Source organism: Rhizobium sp. NRK18 (assembly GCF_024385575.1).
GTDB lineage: Bacteria > Pseudomonadota > Alphaproteobacteria > Rhizobiales > Rhizobiaceae > JANFMV01.
In genome coordinates this window covers 1,135,538-1,154,056 of record NZ_JANFMV010000001.1, presented here as the reverse complement: position 1 = coordinate 1,154,056, position 18,519 = coordinate 1,135,538, and the positions used below count along the sequence as shown (strand labels likewise).

Genomic DNA, 18,519 nt, shown 5'->3' with positions numbered 1-18,519 from the left:
AAAACCTCCCTCAGACGCGTATCAGCGCCGGGTCTTCGTTGTCGTAGAGGCGCTCCAGCAGACGGGCCCGGCGCGTGATGATCTTGCGCACGTTGAGCGAGCCCTTGTCGGTCAGTTCACCGTCCTTGAGCGACGGCGGTTCGGCGAGGATCATCGCCCGGCTGATGCGCCGGCCGGAACCCGTTGCGGTCTTTGCCATGGCCCTGAGCCGTTCCTCGATCGTCGCCTGCAGAATGCTGTCGATCACCGCGCCGTCGGAACAGTTGTCGCCGTGTACCTGGTCGGCGCGGGGAAAGATGAAGAGACCGATCGCATCCCGGTCGTGACCGCAGACGACGACGTCCTGCACCAGCCCGCGCAAGCCTTCGAGTGCGTCGAGCCGCAGCTTGCCCGCCTGGACCCATGTTCCCGTCTGGAGCTTGAAATCCTCCGAGACTCGTCCGTCGAAGATCAGGCCGCGATCCGGATCCGCGGGATCGACGAAGCGAACCGCATCGCCTGTCTTCAGGAAACCGCCCTCGTCGAAGGCCTCGGCGGTCTTCGCCGGATCGCCATAGTAGCCCGGCATGATGTTCGGCCCTTTGACGCGCAGTTCGCACCGCAGATCCTCGTCCGGGATGAGCTTGACCTCTGTGCCGGGCAAGGGCACGCCGATGACGCCCGAACGCCCGATCGGCTCGTGCACCATGACGGTCGCCGGCGCCGTCTCGGTCATGCCCCAGCTCGAGATCATCAGCGGAATGCGGCCCCGCTGTTCCATCGCCATCGTCTCCAGGCTGGTCCAGACATCCTGCGGCAGCGAGGCACCGGCGTAGAAGATCATGTCCAGATCACGGAAATAGGCTTCGCGCAGCGCAGCATTTGTCTGCATTTCCCGCACCAGCATGGAGAAGCCGACCGGCACATTGAAGGACAGCGTTCCCGGCCGCTCGGTGGTGTTGCGCACGGTCTCGGCAAACAGTGCCTTTGTCGGCTTGCCGTTGTCGATCGTCAGCGTGCCGCCATGCGCCAGCATCATGTTGAGATTGTGCGATCCGCCGAAGACATGGTTCCAGGGCAGCCAGTCGCAGATGCTCGGTGGGCGATCCTTGAGGAAAGGCAGCACCGAAGCCATCTGCGACTGGTTCGCGCACATCATCCTCTGTGTCGTGAGGACACCCTTCGGATCGGAGGAGGAGCCGGAGGTGAAGAGGATTTTGGCGACGGTGTCGGGACCGACCGTGGCAAGACGCTCGTCGACGTCAGCCGCGACTTCTTCCGCAAGGAGATCCGCAAACGGCGTGACCGGCCGGAGCGCGCCGTCCGTGCGGCTGGCGACGATCTCTACGCCGGCAAGGGCTGGCAGGCCAAGAGCGCCGGCATAAAGGCCCGCATCGTCCACAAAGGCGAGTGCCGGGCAGACCTTTTCGACGATGTAGAGCAGGCGCGCATGAGCCTCCGGGATCAGCGAATACTGTTCGGCGAGCGGCACCGTCGGCACGCCGGCAAATTGCGCACCATAGGACAGCAATGCATGATCGATCGAATTGCCCGAAAGGATGACGATCGGGGTTTCCGGCCCCATGCCCCGGGCAATCAGCGCCGAGGCTATCGCGCGGATATGGACAAGCGCCTGATGATAAGTGACATCGCGCCAGCCCTCGCCTGCCCTTTCCGACAGAAATACGCGATCAGGAGCCGTCTTGGCCCAGTGTTGCAGCCAGTCGGCCGTGCGACCGACAACCGGATCGAGCGGCAGGTTTGAGGTCAAGACCAGATGCTGGTCGCCACTGTGCATGGTCACGGAGTGGCGCACGGTGCGCAGAGCGGTGATCGTCTCAGTCATCCAACTGCTCCCGCCGGCGCTTTGCGCCACTGCGCGCCGCCCGGCTCAAGAGTTTTCGCAACGTATCGAGTTCTTCTGCCGTGAGATCCGCAAACATCGCGGCTTCATGGGCCTGAACGGCAGCTTCCGCACGGTTCCAGAGATCGGCCCCCTCCGGCGTGATCTGCAGGGCATAGGCGCGCCTGTCGGTTTCCACGGGCAGGCGTTCGACCGCATTCAAACTCTCCAGTTCGTCGACGACGACGACGACTCCGGAGCGCTTGATGTTCAGCACCTGCGACAGCCGCGTCTGGGATATGCCGGGACTGGCGGTAACCACCGCGAGCGCCGAGAAGGTACCAACCCGAAGCCCGAATGGTGCCAGCGTCTCGCTGATGTCTTCATGAACCGGGATGAACGCCCGTTTCATGTTGTAGCCGACGAACTGGCGAAGCAGCCGGTCGTCTGGTGCCTTCACCTCGAGGTTCTGGTTGGCAACGGCGTTGGTGGACACTGGTTGGCCCTCCTCAGTTCGCGACAAGATCGACCAGCCAGTAACTCAAGGCCGGAAACGTGATGATGATGGCGATGCGGGTGAACTCCGCCATGATGAATGGCAGCGTGCCGCGGAAGATCTGCGTCATCGGGATGTCCTTGGCGAGCGCCGAGATGACGAAGAGGTTCATCCCGACCGGCGGCGTGATCAGCCCCATTTCCACGACTATCAGCGAAATGATGCCGAACCACATGGCCATATGCTCCGGCGTCAGGCCGAAATCGAGCGCCATGACCGTTGGAAAGAACACCGGAACAGTCAGCAGGATCATCGAAAGGCTATCCATGAGGCAGCCCATGACGAGGTAGAAGACGACCATAGCCAGAAGGATCAGCATCGGCGGGATGCCCGAGCCGGCGAAGAAATCGGCCACCTCAACCGGCATGCGGCTGAGCGCCAGCGCCACGTTGAACAGATCGGCGCCGAAGACGATGGCGAAGATCATCGCGGTCGAACCGGCCGTGTCGACCAGGCTGTCCAGGATCGACCGCAGGCTGAGGCCACCCTTCAGTATGCCCAGGATCAAGGTCAGGACGACGCCGATAGCCGCGCCCTGCGCCGGGGTGAAGAAGCCGCCATAGATGCCGCCGAGAACGATGATGAAGATCAGCGCCACGTGCCAGATGTCACGCAGGGTGCGCAGTCTCTGACGGAAATTCTCGCGCTCGCTGGTAGGCCCTTCCGCCGGATAGAGACGGACATAGACCGAAATGGCGATCATGAAACCGATGACCGCCATGATGCCGGGCACCGTCGCGGCCAGGAACAGCTTGACGATATTCTGTTCGGTCAGCAGCGCATAGATGATCAGCACCACCGATGGCGGAATGAGAATGCCGAGCGTACCGCCGGCGGCTAGCGCACCGGAGGACAGCGCGCCGGAGAAGCCGTGCTTGCGCATTTCCGGCATGGCGACGCGCGTCATCGTCGAAGCCGTCGCCAGTGACGAGCCGGAGATCGATCCGAACAGAGCGCACCCTGCAACCGCCGCCATAGCCAGGCCGCCTCGCCGGTGACCGATCCACGAGCGCGCCGCCGCGAAGATCGAGGCCGATATGCCGGAGTTGGTCGCCAGATGCCCCATCAGGATGAAGAGCGGCACAACGGCGAAGTCGTAGGACATGAACTTGTCGACCCAGGCCGACTTCAGATAAGCGGTCAGTCCGGCAAGAGAGCTCAGCTGGATGTAGCCGACAGCACCGACGAGGCCCATGGCGAGGGCGATCGGCATACGGATGAAAATCAGGATGAAGAGGGCAACGATCAGGACGATCGCGATGGCGAAGGGCGTCATGTTTCAATCCCGGTGCGGAAACTGCGGGGAAAGGCGGCTTCGAGGACCTGGACGGCCGCAACGAGCGCGGACATGCCGGTGCCGAGAATGGCCGGCAGGTAGACCCACCAGATCGGCGCGCGCAGCAGCATCGTCTGGTCGCCATAGCCCCGCATGTCGATCATGCCCTGCACCAGTTCCCAGCAAAGGAATGCCCAGGCGAGCGCGAAGAGAAACGTCCAGACCGCGTCGATCGAGCGATTGGTGGCGCGTGGCAGCCAGTTGGTGAAAACGTCGACCATGACGTGTCCCTTGGAAAGCTGGCAGAGCGGCAGGAAAAGCGAAGCGCAGGCGGCGCAGGAAAGCTCCACCAGTTCGAATTCGCCGCGCACCGCGCCGAAGCCGAATGTTGCGCCAATCACGGAAACGGCAACCGTGACCGACGCGCCGAGCACCACCAGCCCGCCAAGGCCGGCCAGCGCCGTGCACAGGACGCGGAGCGTCCTGGACAGGAGGGTGCCCCCCTCCTGTCCTGCCTCTACTGGAAGGCGTTCCGACATGATCAGCTCTCGTCAAGCAGTGCGTTTGCGCGCGCCATGATGGCGGCACCGTCGAGACCGGCCTTGTTGAGCTTTTCGGTCCAGGCCGCATGGATCGGCACGGCTGCCTCGCGCCAGGTGGCGATTTCCTCGGTCGGAATCTCGACGATCTTGTTGCCCTGCTTCTCGACGACGGATCGGCCGAAAGCCTCGAATTCGTCGAACTGCTTGCCGATGCGGTGCGACAGTTCCATGCCGGAAGCGGCATCGATGACGCCACGAAGATCGTCCGAAAGGCTTTCATACTTCGCCTGGTTCATCACGAAGGCGAACGTGTTGGCATAAAGGCCACGCGCCGCCGGCGCCGGCTCCGCGCTGAAGGATGTCAGTTCCTGCAGCTTGAACGCGGGCACCACTTCGAACGGCAGGCAGCAACCGTCGATAACGCCACTCGACAGCCCGACCACCATTTCGGTGACGGGGAAGAAGACGACCTCCGCGCCAAGCGACGTCAGCATGTCGCCCGTTGCCTGGTTCGGCGCGCGCAGCTTGAGCCCCTTGAGGTCGGCCTTGCTGAGCACGGGCGCGTTGCGCGTGTGCAGCTTGCCGCCGGCATGGGTGTGATAGGCGAGAACCTTCATCCCGCGATATTCATTCGGACCGAACTCGTCCATCAGCTTGTGCATGGCGACCGATGTCTTCTCCGCCGTTGTGACCATGAACGGGTTGGACATGGTTTCGGCCACCGGGAAGCGGTCCGGCGTGTAGACCGGCAGCGTCCAGGCGATATCGCAGATGCCCTGGCGCGTCTGGTCGACGAGCTGCGGCGGCTTTCCACCGAGCTGCATGGCCGGGAAAATCTGAATCTCGATTGCCCCGTTCGAGGCCTTCGCGACCTCGGCGGCCCAGGGCTCGAAAAACTGCTTCTGCATCGGAGCGACACCCGGCAGGAAGTGATGCAGCCGAAGCGTCACCTCCGCGGCGTGCGCCCGCGTTAGAATTGCCGGCGTGGCCAATGCCGCGCCGATGGAAGCCAGTACTGTACGTCTTGTGAAGCTGGTCATCGAAGTTCCTCCCACTATCTCGACCTTCAATTCACGCTTGTCGCGTCTACCGGAAATCCGGCTTTCGCTTCTCCAGGAAGGCTTTCAGGCCCTCCACGGCATCTGCGCTTGTCTGCGACACGGCGGCGGCGAGGCTCTCGGTGAAGAGACCGTCGGCACGCGACATGTCGGATATCCGGCTGATCGCCTGGATCATCATAAAATTGGAAAGCTGGGCGTTGTCGGCGATCTTCAGCGCCAGTTCGCGCGCCATCGCCATCGCCTCGCCCTCACCAACGGCGTAATGCGCCAGTCCGAGCGCCAGACCCTCCTCGGCGCCGTATTTGCGGCCGGTCAGCATCATCTCGCACATCCGGTCGGAACCGATGATGCGGCCGATCTTCACGCTTGCCCCGCCGCCGACAAAAATTCCGCGCCGCCCCTCCGGCAGCTGGAAAATGGTCGAAGGCTCGGCGATGCGCACATGGGTCGATGCCGCAAGCTCCAGCCCGCCGCCGATCACCGCGCCGAACAGCGCGGACACGACCGGAAGGCCGGAAAACTGCACGAGTTCCATCACCCGGTGCCAGTTGCGCGAATGACGCATCGTATCTTCGGCATCACGGGCGACATGCTCGCTGAGGTCCAGACCCGAACAAAAATGGCCCGCCGTTCCGGTAAGAATGACGACACGCACACCCTTTGGCGGCCGACTGAAAAAGGCGTCGATCTGATCGAGCAACGCGTCGCACATGGCATTGCGCTTTTCCGGTCGGTTCATCCGGAGGATTGCCAGCGGTCCATCGATTTCGACGGTCAGCATCTGGTTCGCATCCCCGGTTTTGACATGTGCCTGTGACAAGAAACGTCTCCTACTTGATTGGCATGCGCGCGCTGGCGTCGAGGCGGATGACCGAGCCGTTCAGCATCGGATTTTCGACGATCGCCTGGACGAGGCGGGCGTATTCCTTCGGCTCGCCCATCCTGGACGGGAAAGGTACGGATTTGAGGATTTCCGCCCGCACCTCATCCGGTAGCCCCTCGCTCATCGAAGTCTCGAACAGCCCCGGTGCAATCGCCATTACCCGGATGCCGAAGCGCGAAAGCTCGCGGGCGGCCGGCAGCGTCATCGACACGACGCCGCCCTTGGACGCAGAATAGGCGGACTGTCCGACCTGCCCATCCTCGAAGGCGACGGAGGCAGTATTGATGATGACCCCGCGCGCGCCGTCAGCGTCCAGAGGCTCGGCCGCAGCCATTGCCCGCGCGGCAAAGCTCATCACGGTATAGGTTCCCAGAAGATTGACACGCAGGGTGCGATCGAACGGGCCGATCGAAAGACTGCCATCGCGCGGCAGGATGCGGGCGGCCGTTCCGATGCCGGCGCAGGACACGGCAATCCGCGGGGTTCCAAGCTCGTCGACGATACGGGCAAAAGCGGCACCGACCTCGACTTCGCTGGAAACATCAGCGCCGATCGCGAGCCCGCCAATCTCGCCGGCAACTGCGGCAGCGGCACTTTCGGAGAGATCGATACAGGCGACCTTTGCGCCAAGCGCAGCCAGGTGGCGCGCGGTCGCGGCACCCAAGCCACTGCCCGCTCCCGTTACCACAGCAACGTGTCCCTTGATCATCGACAATTCCTCCCTGTCCATATTTGTTATGAAAAAATATTGTTATGTCAATGAACAATATGCAAGCATGACAAAATCAGGAACTGCTCACCGTTTGCGTCAAAACGAGAAGCCGGAATTGCAATGCTAGAACGGCAGACCGACGTAGTTTTCCGCAAGCGCCGTCGATGCCGCACGCGAATGGGTGAGATAGTCGAGTTCCGCTTCCTGGATCTTCTGGTCGAAGTCGAGCGTGTCGGGGAAGCGATGCATCATCGTCGTCATCCACCAGGAGAAGCGGACAGCCTTCCAGATCCGTGCGAGAGCGCGCGACGAATAGGCCTCGATGCCCGCATCCGACTTCTCCTTGTAGTGTTCGAGCAGCCCCTGGAAGAGGTAGTGCACGTCGCTCGCAGCGAGATTCAATCCCTTGGCACCTGTCGGCGGCACGATATGCGCCGCATCACCAACAAGGAACAGCCGGTTGAAGCGCATCGGTTCGGCAACGAAGGAACGCAAGGGCGCGATCGACTTTTCGAACGACGGTCCCGTCGTTACCCTTTCGGCGTGGAAGTCCGGCAAGCGGCGGCGCAGTTCATCCCAGAACCGGTCGTCGCTCCAGTCCTCGATCTTCTCGTCGAGCGCGCACTGGATGTAGTAGCGGCTTCGGGTCGTCGAGCGCATGGAGCAGAGCGCGAAGCCCCGCGCGTGATTGGCATAGATGAGCTCGTGATTGACCGGCGGAACCTCGGCCAGGATGCCGAGCCATCCAAACGGATAGATCTTTTCATAGGAGCGGATAGCGCCGTCTGGCACGGACTTTCGGCTGACGCCATGAAACCCGTCGCAGCCGGCGATGAAATCGCAGTCGATGCGATGCGTGATGCCATCCTTTTCGTAGGTCACATAAGGCGCGGCGCCGTCAAAATCATGCGGCACGACGTTGCCTGCCTCATGTATGGAAACGCCTCCCGTCTCCTCGCGGCGCTGCATCAGGTCGGATGTCAGCTCCGTCTGGCCGTAAACCATAACACGCTTGCCGCCGGTCAGGCCGAACAGGTCAATGCGGTGATCGCGACCGTCAAACGCCAGCGAGAAGCCGTCATGCGGCAGCCCTTCGGCATGCATGCGCTTGCCGGCATTTGCCTCGTCCAGAAGCCGGACGGTGCTTTCCTCCAGAACGCCGGCGCGCACCCGCCCAAGGATATATTCCTTGCTGACGCGATCGAGGATGACATTGTCGATGCCGGCATCCGTCAGCAACTGCCCGAGCAGAAGCCCGGACGGACCGGATCCGATGATGACCACTTGTGTGCGCATGTTTCCTCCTGCGGCCACGGCTCCCACCATGGTCCTTTCCCCGGAGCGCATCCGGGTTCATTCGATTGCAGGAGAAACTTGCGTTTTGACAGGTTCGATCTCAATGGACATTTCCGCCAAGAAATTGCACAAATCGAACACATAGCCTCAGGAAACAGCCATGCGCCAACCTGTCCCGACATATGATCTATACGGCGAAGAAATCGGCGATAGGCCCGATTTCTGGATGCATTGCGAAACCATACCCGCCCGCAGCCGGCTTCATCACTGGGAAATCGCCCTGCACCGCCACGAGAATTTCTTTCAGATCCTGTACATCGCGGACGGCTCCGGCGATGCCGTGTTCGGCGAACGGACGCAGGTATTCGCCCCGCCGACCATCATCACCGTGCCGCCAACGGCAAAGCACGGCTTTCGCTTTTCGAGTGATGTCGACGGTTTCGTCTTCACAATTCTCGCCTCACACCTGCCGGCAGCGCCGGGCGGGCGAAGCAGGCTTGGAAGCTGGCTTGCCAAGCCGCATCTCACCTATCTGGGCGACAATGATGACGGCCACTATGTCGCCGAGACCCTCAGACGCATGGCCGTCGAATGGGAGGCCCGTCATGGCCACCGCACCGCGCTGCTCGACAGCCACCTGATGACGGTGCTGATGCTGACCGAACGCATTGATCAGACGCGGTCCGACGACGGAACGAGAGACGAGGCCGTCAATGAACGGCGCCTGGAGGTGTTCAATGCCCTACTCCAGCAGCACTATCTCGACCACCGCCCGGCAGCCTTTTATGCGCAAGCGCTGAACATCTCGCCAACCCATCTGAACCGGGTCCTGCGCGCGGCAACCGGCAAGAGCGTCCAGGAAGCCATCGCCGGAAAGCTGCTCGCGGCAGCCCGCCGCCAGCTGGTCTTCACTCGCACCAGCGTGCAGGAAATCAGCTTCAGCCTTGGCTTTTCCGATCCCGCCTATTTCTCGCGCTTCTTCGTCCGCCACACCGGCGTGTCACCGCGCGCATGGCGCCTTGCGGAGCGTCAAAAGCTCGGCGCATGACAAAGCGGGCGCCGAGCGGCTGCGCCTCGCTATCGCCCGCCTCCTGTCAGCCGAAGTCGTGACGCAGGCTCTTGCCCGTCTTCGCGTCGAAGAGATGCAGCTTCTCGGGCCGTGGCGAAACCACCACCTGCTGGCCGGGCTTGAATTCATGCCGCTCCGAAAACACGGCAACCAGTTCGCTGGCGCCGTAGCGCAGGAAGACCATGGTTTCATGCCCTGTCGGCTCTGTCACGATCACGGTTGCCGCAAGACCGCTTTCGCTCAGCAGCAGATGCTCGGGGCGAACGCCGAGCAGAACCTGCTGCCCGTCTGCTGCCTCGGGCCTGAAGCCGAGGGCAATCTCGTCACCCGTTTCCGAGACGAACAGGCCCCTGTCGGCCTTGTACGTTCCCTTCATCAGGTTCATCGACGGCGAGCCGATGAAGGTCGCGACGAACGTATTGTTCGGCCGATCGTAAAGCTCGAGCGGCGTGCCCATCTGCTCGACATTGCCGCCCTGCATGACCACGATCTTGTCCGCCATGGTCATGGCCTCCACCTGATCGTGCGTCACATAGACGGTCGTCGTCTTCAGCCGCTGGTGCAGCTCCTTGATTTCCTTGCGCATCTGTACGCGCAGCTTGGCGTCGAGGTTGGACAGCGGCTCGTCGAACAGGAACACCTGCGGCGAGCGAACGATGGCGCGACCCATGGCCACGCGCTGGCGCTGACCGCCGGAAAGCTGGCGCGGATAACGGTCGAGATAGGGAACCAGATCAAGCGTCTCGGCGGCCGCCTGCAGGCGCTGCTTGATGACGTCGGCAGGCATCTTCTTCAGCCGCAGCGCGAAGACCATGTTCTCCGCCACCGTCTTGTGCGGATAGAGCGCGTAGCTCTGGAACACCATGGCGATGTCGCGATCCTTGGGCGGCAGGTTGTTGACCACCTTCCCGCCGATCGAGATGGTGCCGCCGGTTATGCTTTCCAGCCCGGCGACCATGCGAAGAAGGGTCGACTTGCCACAGCCGGACGGGCCGACCAGCACGACGAACTCGCCGTCATTGATATCGATGTCGATTCCGTGAAGGACGTTCAAGGCGCCATAAGCTTTCTGCGCGCCGGAAATATTGACCTCAGCCATCTCGCTCCCATCGCCTCGCGCCGGACCGTCCTCACGGAACCGGAACCCGAGGCTTCCTTTCAAAAGCCGCAGATTTTCCACGCGGAAACCGGGCAAAACGCGCCCTGAACCGCTTGCGAAAAATTGGCGACAACCTCCTCCATGAAACGTTTCATTTTCTGTTGACTTTTTCCGGCTCCCGTCTAATGCTCGATGCCGAGACCGAGAGGAGCGGTTTCACGCAAGATATGAAACGTTTCATTTTCTTGCTTACCAGATAGTTCTGCCCGAGACCAGCGCAAAAATCGGAACGGCTTTGCCGCCTCCAAGCCTGCGGGCAGCACATCAGAGAAACGTGGAGGAGACCACATGAAAGTCGAGATTTACGATGCATTGATGCGCCGTCATGCCAGCCGCCGCGACATATTGCGCGGCACGGCAAGTGCTGCGGCCCTGCTGGGCGTTTCGGGTGCGATGAGCGGCCTGCCGGGAATGGCATTTGCCGAAGACGACATCCGCGCGCAGATCCTGCAGATCCCCGGCGTCGGCAAGGGGTCGCCGACGGACGCGGACTACCAGAAGGTCGGCGAACTCTGCCTTGGCCCGACCAAGGCAAATGTCAAGGAAGGCGAATTTGCCGGCGTTGAACTGACCTTCATGGGTCTCAACAACCAGAACCAGCACAACTTCCTGTTCCGCGGCTTCCTGAAATCCTGGGAAGCCTATACCGGCGCCAAGATCAACTGGATCGACCTGGCGCAGGCCGACTACAACGCCCGCCTGCAGCAGTCGATCGCCACCGGCACCGTCGACTTCGACATCATCGAAATGGGCGCACCCTTCGAGGGCGACACCGCCGGTCGTGGTCTTCTCGACGAGATGCCCGACTGGGTCGGCAAGCAGATCGAATCCGACGACCTCGTGGACTACCTGAAGCCTCCGGTCGGCACCTGGGACGGCAAGACATATCGCGTCACGATCGACGGCGACTGCCACACCTTCGCCTACCGCAAGGACTATTTCGGCGAAGGCTCCGTCAGCGGCAAGGCCGAACCGCCGAAGACCTGGCAGGAAATCAACGAAGTGTCGAAGGCCGTCATCGGCAAGACCGACCCACTCACCGGCCTTCCGACCTACGGCTTCCTTGATCCGCTCAAGGGCTGGGGCGGTTTCGGCTTCTACTTCCTCGAAGACCGCGCAACGCCGTATGTGAAATATCCGGGCGACGCCGCATGGCTGTTCGATCCGGACACCATGAAGCCTCTCGTCAACAATCCGGGTTGGGTTCAGGCGATCCAGGACGTGATGGACCTGATCGCGGCCAACGCCTATCCGGCGGACCAGATCAATGCCGACCCCGGCACCACCGCATTCTCGCAGTTCCTCGCCGGCACGGGCTCCATGCTCACCTGGTGGGGCGACGTGGGCGCGGCCGCCCGCACCTCCGACACCTCGGTCGTCGGCGATGTGGTCGGCTTCGGCATCAACCGCGGCTCGGACAAGGTCTACAACCGCAAGACCGGCGCCTGGGAAGAAAAGTACAACGAAGCCCCGAACATGGCCTATCTCGGCTGGGGCATCTACGTCACCAACCGCGTCTCGGGCGACGAGAAGAAGCGCAAGGCCGCCTGGTCCGCAGCCGCCCATCTCGGCGGCAAGGACCTGTCGCTCTGGACGTCGGCCTATCCGTCCGGTTTCCAGCCCTACCGTCAGTCGCACTTCAAGTATGACGAATGGGAAAAGGCAGGCTACGACCGCGCCTACATCGAGGACTTCCTCGGTTCGAACGCCGACAGCTACAACCACCCGAACGCTGCCATCGAACCGCGCATCCCCGGTATCTTCCAGTACTATTCCGTTGCGGAAGACGAACTGGCGAAGGGCTTTGCCGGACAGTACAAGTCCGCACAGGAGACCGCGGACGCGATTGCCGCTGCCTGGGAGAAGATCACCGATCAGATCGGCCGCGAAAGCCAGCTGAAGCTGTATCGCGCGAGCCTCGGGCTCTGATCTCCTGAACCGATCGCGCCGGCGGAACCACGCGTTCCGCCGGCGTTCAAAACGGCCCGGACGAGGAATATCATGTCGACAACCGAAGGCGATCTGCTGCACACGGTCGAAACCGGATCCATTTCCAGGAGCCGGCGCTTCTGGGGCCATGCGGCTCTCTGGCTGAGCGCCCTCTGGCTGATTGCCTCCTTTATTCTGCAAGCGTCCCAGGACCTCGGCTGGACCGGGTTCGGCTTCGACAACTGGCGGCCGGTGCTCTACGCCTATTTCATCTGGGCCTTCGTTCTGTGCGTGACCCGCGTGGTCATCTACGGCGAATCCGGCAAGAAGGCGCTGTTCGTGCTGCCTGCCGCCCTCTTCGTCGTCTCGATGGTGGTGTTCCCGCTTCTGTTTGCCCTCTGGGTCGGATTTTCCAACTGGAACCTCGCCTCGCTGACGGGCCGCCAGTTCAACGGGCTCGACAACCTCCGCCAGATGATCGCCGACCCGTTCTATGCCAATGCGCTCCTGAACATGGTCTATTACTGTCTGGCGATCGCCATCGAATACGCGATCGCCTTCGGCCTCGCGCTTCTGCTGAACCAGGAGATCGTCGCCCGCAAGTTCTGGCGCGTCACCTTCCTCGTGCCGTTGATGCTGTCGCCGGTCGCCATCAGCTGGATGGTCGGCAAGTCGATGCTGGAGCCGCGCTTCGGCCCGATCGCACGCTTCGCCCGCTGGCTCGGCTGGGAAAACCCCTCCTTTTTCGGCGATCCGCTGACGGCCCGGCTCTCCATCATGATCATGGACGCCTGGACCTTCATTCCCTTCATGATGATCATGCTGCTCGCCGGCCTGCAGGCCCTGCCGCGTGAGGTCCTCGAGGCTGCCGAGGTCGACGGCGCGACGAAGTGGCAGCGCTTCTGGCAGGTCATCTTCCCGCTGATGCTGCCGGTCTCGGTGACCGCCGTGATGATCCGCATCATCTTCAAGCTGAAGCTCGCCGACATCATCATCACCGTCACCTCCGGCGGTCCGGGCGGCGCCACCGATTCCGTGACCAGCTTCATCTACCGCGAATACCGCGACAGATCGAATGTCGGCTACGGCACGTTGCTCGCACTCGTCTATCTGGTGATCATCGTCATCGGCATGACGGGGCTGATGAAGATTTCGGACCGTATTGTCCGCCGCATGACAGGGAGGCTCTGATGGCTTCGATCGATCTCGACAAATTCGACCGCGGCCAGCGCCTGCGCTGGTGGGGCATGCGCTTTGTCGTCTACGGTCTTCTGACCCTTTGGGCGATCATCTGCATCTTTCCGCTGTTCTGGACCGTCACGACCTCTTTCAAGACGGCCGCCGACGTCATGCGCGGCAATCTCGTGCCATGGCTGAACTTCCATCCGAACTGGCTCGGCTGGCGCTCGCTCGGGCTTTCGCCCGATACGATCTTCGCGACCTCCACGGTGCGCGAGGAGTTCATGCGCCGGCTCTGGAACAGCATCATCATTTCGGGAACGTCGTCGGCCCTCGCCGTCGTCCTCGGATCGCTCGCCGCCTACGGCCTCAGCCGCTTCTCCTACAAGTTCGGCTACATGCGCAATTCGGACATTTCCTTCTTCTTCCTGTCGCAGCTGATCATGCCGCCCGTCGTGCTGGCCCTGCCCTTTCTCGTTCTCTACAAGGAACTGGCGCTGCTCGACACCTATGCCGGGATGATCGCCATCTACACCCTGATGGTGCTGCCGATCGTCATCTGGATCATGCGCGACCAGTTCGCCACGGTGCCGGTGGAACTCGAGGAAGCCGCCCTCGTCGACGGTCTGTCGATCTGGGGCGCCTTCCTGCGCATCATCGTGCCGCTGGTGGCGCCGGGCATGGTCGCCGCCTTCATCCTGGCGCTGATCCTGTGCTGGAACGAGTATTTCTTCGCCGCGCTGCTGACCTCGACCAATACCAACACGCTGCCCGTGATGATCGCCAGCCAGACCGGCAGCCAGGGCATCAACTGGTGGTCGATGGCAGCGCTGTCGACGGCCGGCATCCTGCCTCTTGTATTCGTCGGCGTCCTGCTGGAAAAACACATCATCGCCGGCATGACCGCCGGCGCGGTGAAATAGCAGCGGTCTATCGAGATGGACAAGATACCCACAGTCAAGGATGTCGCCGTCGAGGCTGGCGTCTCCGTGGGTACGGTCTCGCGGGTGCTCGCCGGCGAGGCCGCCGTCAAACAGGCGCTGCGCGACAAGGTCAATGACGCCATTTCGACGCTCGGCTACCGGCCAAATGTCATGGCAAGGGCGCTGCGCACCAGCAAGACGGACGTCATCGGCCTGATCGTCCCCGACATCACCAACCCGTTCTTCGGGCAAATGGCCGCAAGCGCAGAGATCGCCGCCTCCGAGCACAAGCACTCTCTGATGCTCGGCAGCTCCCACAATGATCATGCCGCCGAGCGCAGCCACATGCTCGCCTTCCTGGATCGTTCCGTGCGGGGCATCATCGTGGTCGCTGCCAGCGACAGCCCCGCCGTCCGCCTGAAATCGAGCGTGCCGATCATCTCGCTCGACCGCCGCTTCGGTAGCTACCCGCTGGTGTCGACCAATCACGCGCAGGCCGCAGCCCTCGTCGCCGATCATCTTTTCGAACTCGGCCACCGGCGGATTGCCTATATCTCCGGCCCCGTGGATACGGAAGCCGGCCGCGCGCGCCGCGACGGCTTCGTCAAACGGATCAAGGCGTTGGGCGACACGGTCGATCTCGAGATCTTCTACGGAAAGTTCGATTACGAATCCGGCGAGGCCGTCGCCCGAATGCTGCTCTCACGGCCCACAGGGCAGCGACCGACCGCCATTGCCGCGGCCAGCGACCAGCAGGCGATCGGTGCCCTGCGCGCCGCCCGCGACCTCGGCATCGACATCCCGCGCGAACTTTCCGTCACCGGCTTCGACGACATTCACCTCGCCAATCTCGTCGTGCCGCGGCTGACCACAGTGCATCAGCCGACGGACGAACTGGCAAGGCGTGCCGTCGAACTGCTTTTCGAGGCAAAGCCGGACCCTGGCGACGAAGCGATGAGCGCAACGCTCGTGGTGCGCGGCTCGACCGGACCGCCCGCCCACAATCACACCTGAAACGCAATTGCAGACAACGCCGGAACGGCGGCCACAAGAAGGGAAGAAACCATGCTCAAAGGTATAAGGGCGGAACTCAACGGCGACATTCTCCAGGCGCTGAGCAACATGGGCCACGGCGATTATCTGGTCGTGTCGGACACCAATTTCCCGTCCGATTCCGTCGCGCATAAGACGCGGCTCGGCAAGCTCCTGACCATGGAGAACATCCCGGCACCACAGGCGATCGACGCCATCCTGTCCGTCCTGCCGCTCGACACGCCGCTGCAGCCGTCCGTCGGCCGCATGGAAGTGATCGGCAAGCCTGACGAAATCCCGGGCGTCCAGGCGGAAGTCCAGGCGATCGTCGATCGCGTCGAAGGCAAGCCAGCGCCGATGTACCCGATTGAGCGGATGGCCTTCTACGATATCGCTCGCAAGGCCTACTGCGTCATCGCCACCGGAGAGATGCGCTTCTACGGCTGCTTCATCCTCACCAAGGGCGTCATTCCGGCCGAGGACGTGGTGCGATGAGCGACAGAAAATCAATCGTCATCCTCGGCATCTTCGCTGCCGACACCGCCTACAAGGCCAAGCGCATGCCGCAGATCGCCGAAACCCTGATCGGGTCGGGTTTCTCGCTCGGCCCCGGCGGCAAGGGTTCCAACCAGGCGATCGCCGCAGCCAAGGCCGGTGGCAAGGTCACCTTCATTTCGCGCGTCGGCAACGACCCCTTCGGCGACATGGCGCTCGCTGCCTATGACGCGGCCGGCGTGAAAGCCAATGTCATGCGCATGGACGGCGTATCGACCGGCGCCGCCTTCATCTTCGTCAACGAGGACAATGGCGACAACGCCATCATCGTCGCACCGGGTGCCGCCGGCATGATCGGCAAGGAAGACGTCGACGCCAATCGCGCCGAGATCGAAGGCGCCGCGATCTTCATGACCCAGCTCGAGCAGCCGATCGAAGCCGCCATCCATGGTCTGACGATCGCAAAGAAGGCCGGTGTAACGACGATCTTCAACCCGGCACCCGCCCAGGCCCTGCCGGATGGCATCTACCCGCTCTGCGACTTCATCGTCCCGAACGAGGTGGAAGCGGCCGGCATTGTCGGCCACGACGTCGACACCGACGAGCAGGCGGTCAAGGCGGCGGATACATTGCTGAAGCGCGGCGCCAAGGGCGTCGTCATCACGCTCGGCGGCCGCGGTGCGCTCTACCACACGGCCGGCCACAGCGAATTCGTACCCGCATTTTCTGTCGGCAAAGTCGTCGACACGACCGGCGCCGGAGACGCTTTCCTCGGCGGTTTTGCGACGGCGATTGCCGAAGGCCGGGCCGCAATCGATGCGGTGCGCTTCGGCGCGGCAACCGCTGGCATTGCCGTCACCCGCCCCGGAACGGCCCCGGCCATGCCCGAACGCAGCGAAATCGAAGCGCTGCTGGCCTCCGCATGAACGAGCGGATGGCGAGCACGGACGAAAATAGCGACGACCGGTTTCTGATCGGCGTAGACGTCGGCACGGGCAGTGCCCGCGCCGGCGTTTTCGATCTTTCGGGCAAGCTGCTCGCCGTCGCCAAGCGCGACATCGCCCTCTACCGGGACGCCGGCGGCATAGCCGAGCAATCGAGCCGCGACATCTGGTCGGCGGTATCGGCAGCCGTTCGCGAGGCAGTCGCCGGGTGCGGCCGCGCCGCATCGTCGGCGATCGGCATCGGCTTCGACGCCACCTGTTCGCTGGTGGTGCTCGGAGACGGCGGCGCGCCCCTCCCCGTCGGATCCTCGGAGGATCCCGACAGGGACATTATCGTCTGGATGGATCATCGCGCGATCAGTCAGGCGGAGCGGATCAATGCGCTCGGTCATCCAGTGCTCGACTATGTCGGCGGCCGGATATCGCCGGAAATGGAGACCCCGAAGCTGCTGTGGCTGAAGGAAAACCGGTCGGAGATCTTCGATCGCGCCTGGCAGTTCTTCGATCTCGCCGATTTCCTGACCTGGAAGGCGACCGGTGATCTCGCCCGTTCGACCTGTACCGTCACCTGCAAATGGACCTATCTCGCCCATGAAAACCGCTGGTCTGCCGACTATTTCGAAAAGATCGGCCTCGGCGACCTCAGTGAAGAGAACTTCGCCCGCATTGGCCAGACGATTGTCGAGCCGGGCACTGCGCTTGGGTCGGGCCTGACGGCGGAAGCTGCCAGGGATTTCGGCCTGCCGGCCGGCATTGCCGTGGGTGCAGGACTGATCGACGCCCATGCCGGCGGACTGGGCACGGTCGGCATCGGCAAGGGGGCGGCGAGCAATCTCGGTTACGTCTTCGGCACCTCGTCGTGCACCATGACGACCACGGAGGCGCCGGTCTTCGTTCCCGGCGTCTGGGGACCCTATTATTCCGCCATGGTGCCGGGCATGTGGTTGAGCGAAGGCGGCCAGAGCGCGGCCGGCGCCGCAATCGATCATCTGCTGGCCCTGCATCCCTCCTCATCGGAGGCCGCAAGCCGCGCGCAATCCGCCGGTCAATCACTGCCGGCCTACCTCGCCGACATGGCAATCGAAAAGTCGGGATCCGCCTCCGCAGCCGTCCAGCTCGCGCGCGGTCTGCATGTCGTGCCGGAGTTTTTCGGCAACCGCGCCCCCTTCGCCGACCCGCATGCCCGCGGCCTGATCGCCGGCCTCGGCATGGACCGCGACATCGACAGCCTCGTGGCGCTTTACGTCGCCGGCATCTGCGGGATCGGCTACGGTCTGCGCCAGATCGTCGACGCGCAGGCCGAGGCAGGCATTACGACAGAGAACGTGGTTATCAGCGGCGGTGCGGGTCAGCATCCGCTGATCCGGCACTTGCTCGCCGACGCGTGCGGGCTGCCGGTCATCGCGCCCGCGACCAGCGAGCCGGTGCTTCTGGGGTCCGCCATGCTCGGCGCGATGGCCTCCGGCAGCGTCGATAGCCTGCAAACGGCGATGCAGCGGATGTCCGCCGCAGAGGCGACCTTTCAACCAGACACACGGTTTCAAGACCTCCACGCCAGGCGCTACGACGCGTTCAAAAGCCTCCAGACCTCCGCGAGAGCTGTTCGGGATATCTGAGGCGACAGAAATATGGAGCGTCGCA

Annotated in this window: 17 protein-coding genes; 8 read left to right on the top strand and 9 right to left on the bottom strand. The window is 62.9% G+C overall.

Features of this window, described 5'->3' with window-relative positions; translation table 11 throughout:
* Window positions 1–10 precede the first annotated feature (10 nt).
* The 8 genes from NN662_RS05270 to pobA all read right to left on the bottom strand — a co-directional run bounded on the left by NN662_RS05270 (window position 11) and on the right by pobA (window position 8,148).
* Window positions 11–1,825, bottom strand: coding sequence for a feruloyl-CoA synthase (locus tag NN662_RS05270; RefSeq protein ID WP_261929256.1), 1,815 nt, complete (start codon window positions 1,823–1,825; stop codon window positions 11–13).
* A complete protein-coding gene (locus NN662_RS05265; RefSeq protein ID WP_261929255.1) occupies window positions 1,818–2,318 on the bottom strand; it encodes a MarR family winged helix-turn-helix transcriptional regulator in 501 nt (166 codons plus the stop codon). Before NN662_RS05265 ends, NN662_RS05270 begins: the two co-directional genes overlap by 8 nt.
* Window positions 2,319–2,331: 13 nt before the next feature.
* Window positions 2,332–3,654 (bottom strand): TRAP transporter large permease, encoded by a 1,323-nt coding sequence (locus NN662_RS05260; protein ID WP_261929254.1) that lies wholly within the window; start codon window positions 3,652–3,654, stop codon window positions 2,332–2,334.
* Entirely contained in the window at window positions 3,651–4,193 is a 543-nt protein-coding gene (locus tag NN662_RS05255; RefSeq protein ID WP_261929253.1) for a TRAP transporter small permease, read from the bottom strand. Before NN662_RS05255 ends, NN662_RS05260 begins: the two co-directional genes overlap by 4 nt.
* A 2-nt stretch (window positions 4,194–4,195) precedes the next feature.
* A complete protein-coding gene (locus tag NN662_RS05250; protein WP_261929252.1) occupies window positions 4,196–5,236 on the bottom strand; it encodes a TRAP transporter substrate-binding protein in 1,041 nt (346 codons plus the stop codon).
* Window positions 5,237–5,282: 46 nt separating this feature from the next.
* Window positions 5,283–6,077: a crotonase/enoyl-CoA hydratase family protein gene (locus tag NN662_RS05245; RefSeq protein WP_315972581.1), complete on the bottom strand. Its 795-nt coding sequence runs from the start codon at window positions 6,075–6,077 to the stop codon at window positions 5,283–5,285.
* A 10-nt stretch (window positions 6,078–6,087) separates the two neighbouring features.
* Window positions 6,088–6,849, bottom strand: coding sequence for an SDR family NAD(P)-dependent oxidoreductase (locus NN662_RS05240; RefSeq protein WP_261929251.1), 762 nt, complete (start codon window positions 6,847–6,849; stop codon window positions 6,088–6,090).
* Window positions 6,850–6,975: 126 nt separating this feature from the next.
* Window positions 6,976–8,148 carry a 4-hydroxybenzoate 3-monooxygenase gene (pobA, locus tag NN662_RS05235; protein WP_261929250.1) on the bottom strand — a complete coding sequence of 391 codons (1,173 nt, stop codon included), beginning with the start codon at window positions 8,146–8,148 and terminating at the stop codon, window positions 6,976–6,978.
* Between the two features lie 160 nt (window positions 8,149–8,308).
* Between pobA and NN662_RS05230 the strand changes: the two genes are divergently transcribed.
* Window positions 8,309–9,196, top strand: coding sequence for a helix-turn-helix domain-containing protein (locus NN662_RS05230; RefSeq protein WP_261929249.1), 888 nt, complete (start codon window positions 8,309–8,311; stop codon window positions 9,194–9,196).
* 46 nt (window positions 9,197–9,242) lie between these two features.
* Here NN662_RS05230 and NN662_RS05225 read toward each other — a convergent pair whose 3' ends face one another.
* On the bottom strand, window positions 9,243–10,316 hold the full coding sequence (locus tag NN662_RS05225) for an ABC transporter ATP-binding protein (protein WP_261929248.1): 1,074 nt from the start codon (window positions 10,314–10,316) through the stop codon (window positions 9,243–9,245).
* A 348-nt stretch (window positions 10,317–10,664) separates the two neighbouring features.
* Here NN662_RS05225 and NN662_RS05220 point away from each other — a divergent pair, with 348 nt between their 5' ends.
* From NN662_RS05220 to NN662_RS05190, 7 genes are all read left to right on the top strand, one after another.
* Window positions 10,665–12,305, top strand: coding sequence for an extracellular solute-binding protein (locus tag NN662_RS05220; protein ID WP_261929247.1), 1,641 nt, complete (start codon window positions 10,665–10,667; stop codon window positions 12,303–12,305).
* A 72-nt stretch (window positions 12,306–12,377) separates the two neighbouring features.
* Window positions 12,378–13,496, top strand: coding sequence for a carbohydrate ABC transporter permease (locus tag NN662_RS05215; RefSeq protein WP_261929246.1), 1,119 nt, complete (start codon window positions 12,378–12,380; stop codon window positions 13,494–13,496).
* The gene (locus NN662_RS05210) at window positions 13,496–14,407 is read left to right on the top strand and encodes a carbohydrate ABC transporter permease (RefSeq protein ID WP_261929245.1); all 912 of its coding nucleotides are present in this window, start codon (window positions 13,496–13,498) and stop codon (window positions 14,405–14,407) included. Before NN662_RS05215 ends, NN662_RS05210 begins: the two co-directional genes overlap by 1 nt.
* Before the next feature lie 15 nt (window positions 14,408–14,422).
* Window positions 14,423–15,421 carry a LacI family DNA-binding transcriptional regulator gene (locus NN662_RS05205; RefSeq protein WP_261929244.1) on the top strand — a complete coding sequence of 333 codons (999 nt, stop codon included), beginning with the start codon at window positions 14,423–14,425 and terminating at the stop codon, window positions 15,419–15,421.
* A gap of 51 nt (window positions 15,422–15,472) precedes the next feature.
* Window positions 15,473–15,934, top strand: coding sequence for an RbsD/FucU family protein (locus NN662_RS05200; RefSeq protein ID WP_261929243.1), 462 nt, complete (start codon window positions 15,473–15,475; stop codon window positions 15,932–15,934).
* Window positions 15,931–16,860, top strand: a complete 930-nt coding sequence (gene rbsK / locus NN662_RS05195) for a ribokinase (RefSeq protein ID WP_261929242.1) — start codon at window positions 15,931–15,933, stop codon at window positions 16,858–16,860. Before NN662_RS05200 ends, rbsK begins: the two co-directional genes overlap by 4 nt.
* 8 nt (window positions 16,861–16,868) lie before the next feature.
* On the top strand, window positions 16,869–18,494 hold the full coding sequence (locus NN662_RS05190; RefSeq protein WP_261929241.1) for an FGGY-family carbohydrate kinase: 1,626 nt from the start codon (window positions 16,869–16,871) through the stop codon (window positions 18,492–18,494).
* The last annotated feature ends 25 nt before the right edge of the window (window positions 18,495–18,519 follow it).

Bases quoted from the DNA above. Each gene is read 5' to 3' on its own strand.
- NN662_RS05215 (WP_261929246.1), top strand. From the start codon at position 12,378: ATGTCGACAACCGAAGGCGATCTGCTGCACACGGTCGAAACCGGATCC.
- NN662_RS05260 (WP_261929254.1), bottom strand. From the start codon at position 3,654: ATGACGCCCTTCGCCATCGCGATCGTCCTGATCGTTGCCCTCTTCATC.
- NN662_RS05210 (WP_261929245.1), top strand. From the start codon at position 13,496: ATGGCTTCGATCGATCTCGACAAATTCGACCGCGGCCAGCGCCTGCGC.
- NN662_RS05220 (WP_261929247.1), top strand. From the start codon at position 10,665: ATGAAAGTCGAGATTTACGATGCATTGATGCGCCGTCATGCCAGCCGC.
- NN662_RS05270 (WP_261929256.1), bottom strand. From the start codon at position 1,825: ATGACTGAGACGATCACCGCTCTGCGCACCGTGCGCCACTCCGTGACC.
- NN662_RS05255 (WP_261929253.1), bottom strand. From the start codon at position 4,193: ATGTCGGAACGCCTTCCAGTAGAGGCAGGACAGGAGGGGGGCACCCTC.
- NN662_RS05230 (WP_261929249.1), top strand. From the start codon at position 8,309: ATGCGCCAACCTGTCCCGACATATGATCTATACGGCGAAGAAATCGGC.
- NN662_RS05190 (WP_261929241.1), top strand. From the start codon at position 16,869: ATGGCGAGCACGGACGAAAATAGCGACGACCGGTTTCTGATCGGCGTA.
- NN662_RS05225 (WP_261929248.1), bottom strand. From the start codon at position 10,316: ATGGCTGAGGTCAATATTTCCGGCGCGCAGAAAGCTTATGGCGCCTTG.
- pobA (WP_261929250.1), bottom strand. From the start codon at position 8,148: ATGCGCACACAAGTGGTCATCATCGGATCCGGTCCGTCCGGGCTTCTG.
- NN662_RS05200 (WP_261929243.1), top strand. From the start codon at position 15,473: ATGCTCAAAGGTATAAGGGCGGAACTCAACGGCGACATTCTCCAGGCG.
- NN662_RS05250 (WP_261929252.1), bottom strand. From the start codon at position 5,236: ATGACCAGCTTCACAAGACGTACAGTACTGGCTTCCATCGGCGCGGCA.
- rbsK (WP_261929242.1), top strand. From the start codon at position 15,931: ATGAGCGACAGAAAATCAATCGTCATCCTCGGCATCTTCGCTGCCGAC.
- NN662_RS05240 (WP_261929251.1), bottom strand. From the start codon at position 6,849: ATGATCAAGGGACACGTTGCTGTGGTAACGGGAGCGGGCAGTGGCTTG.
- NN662_RS05205 (WP_261929244.1), top strand. From the start codon at position 14,423: ATGGACAAGATACCCACAGTCAAGGATGTCGCCGTCGAGGCTGGCGTC.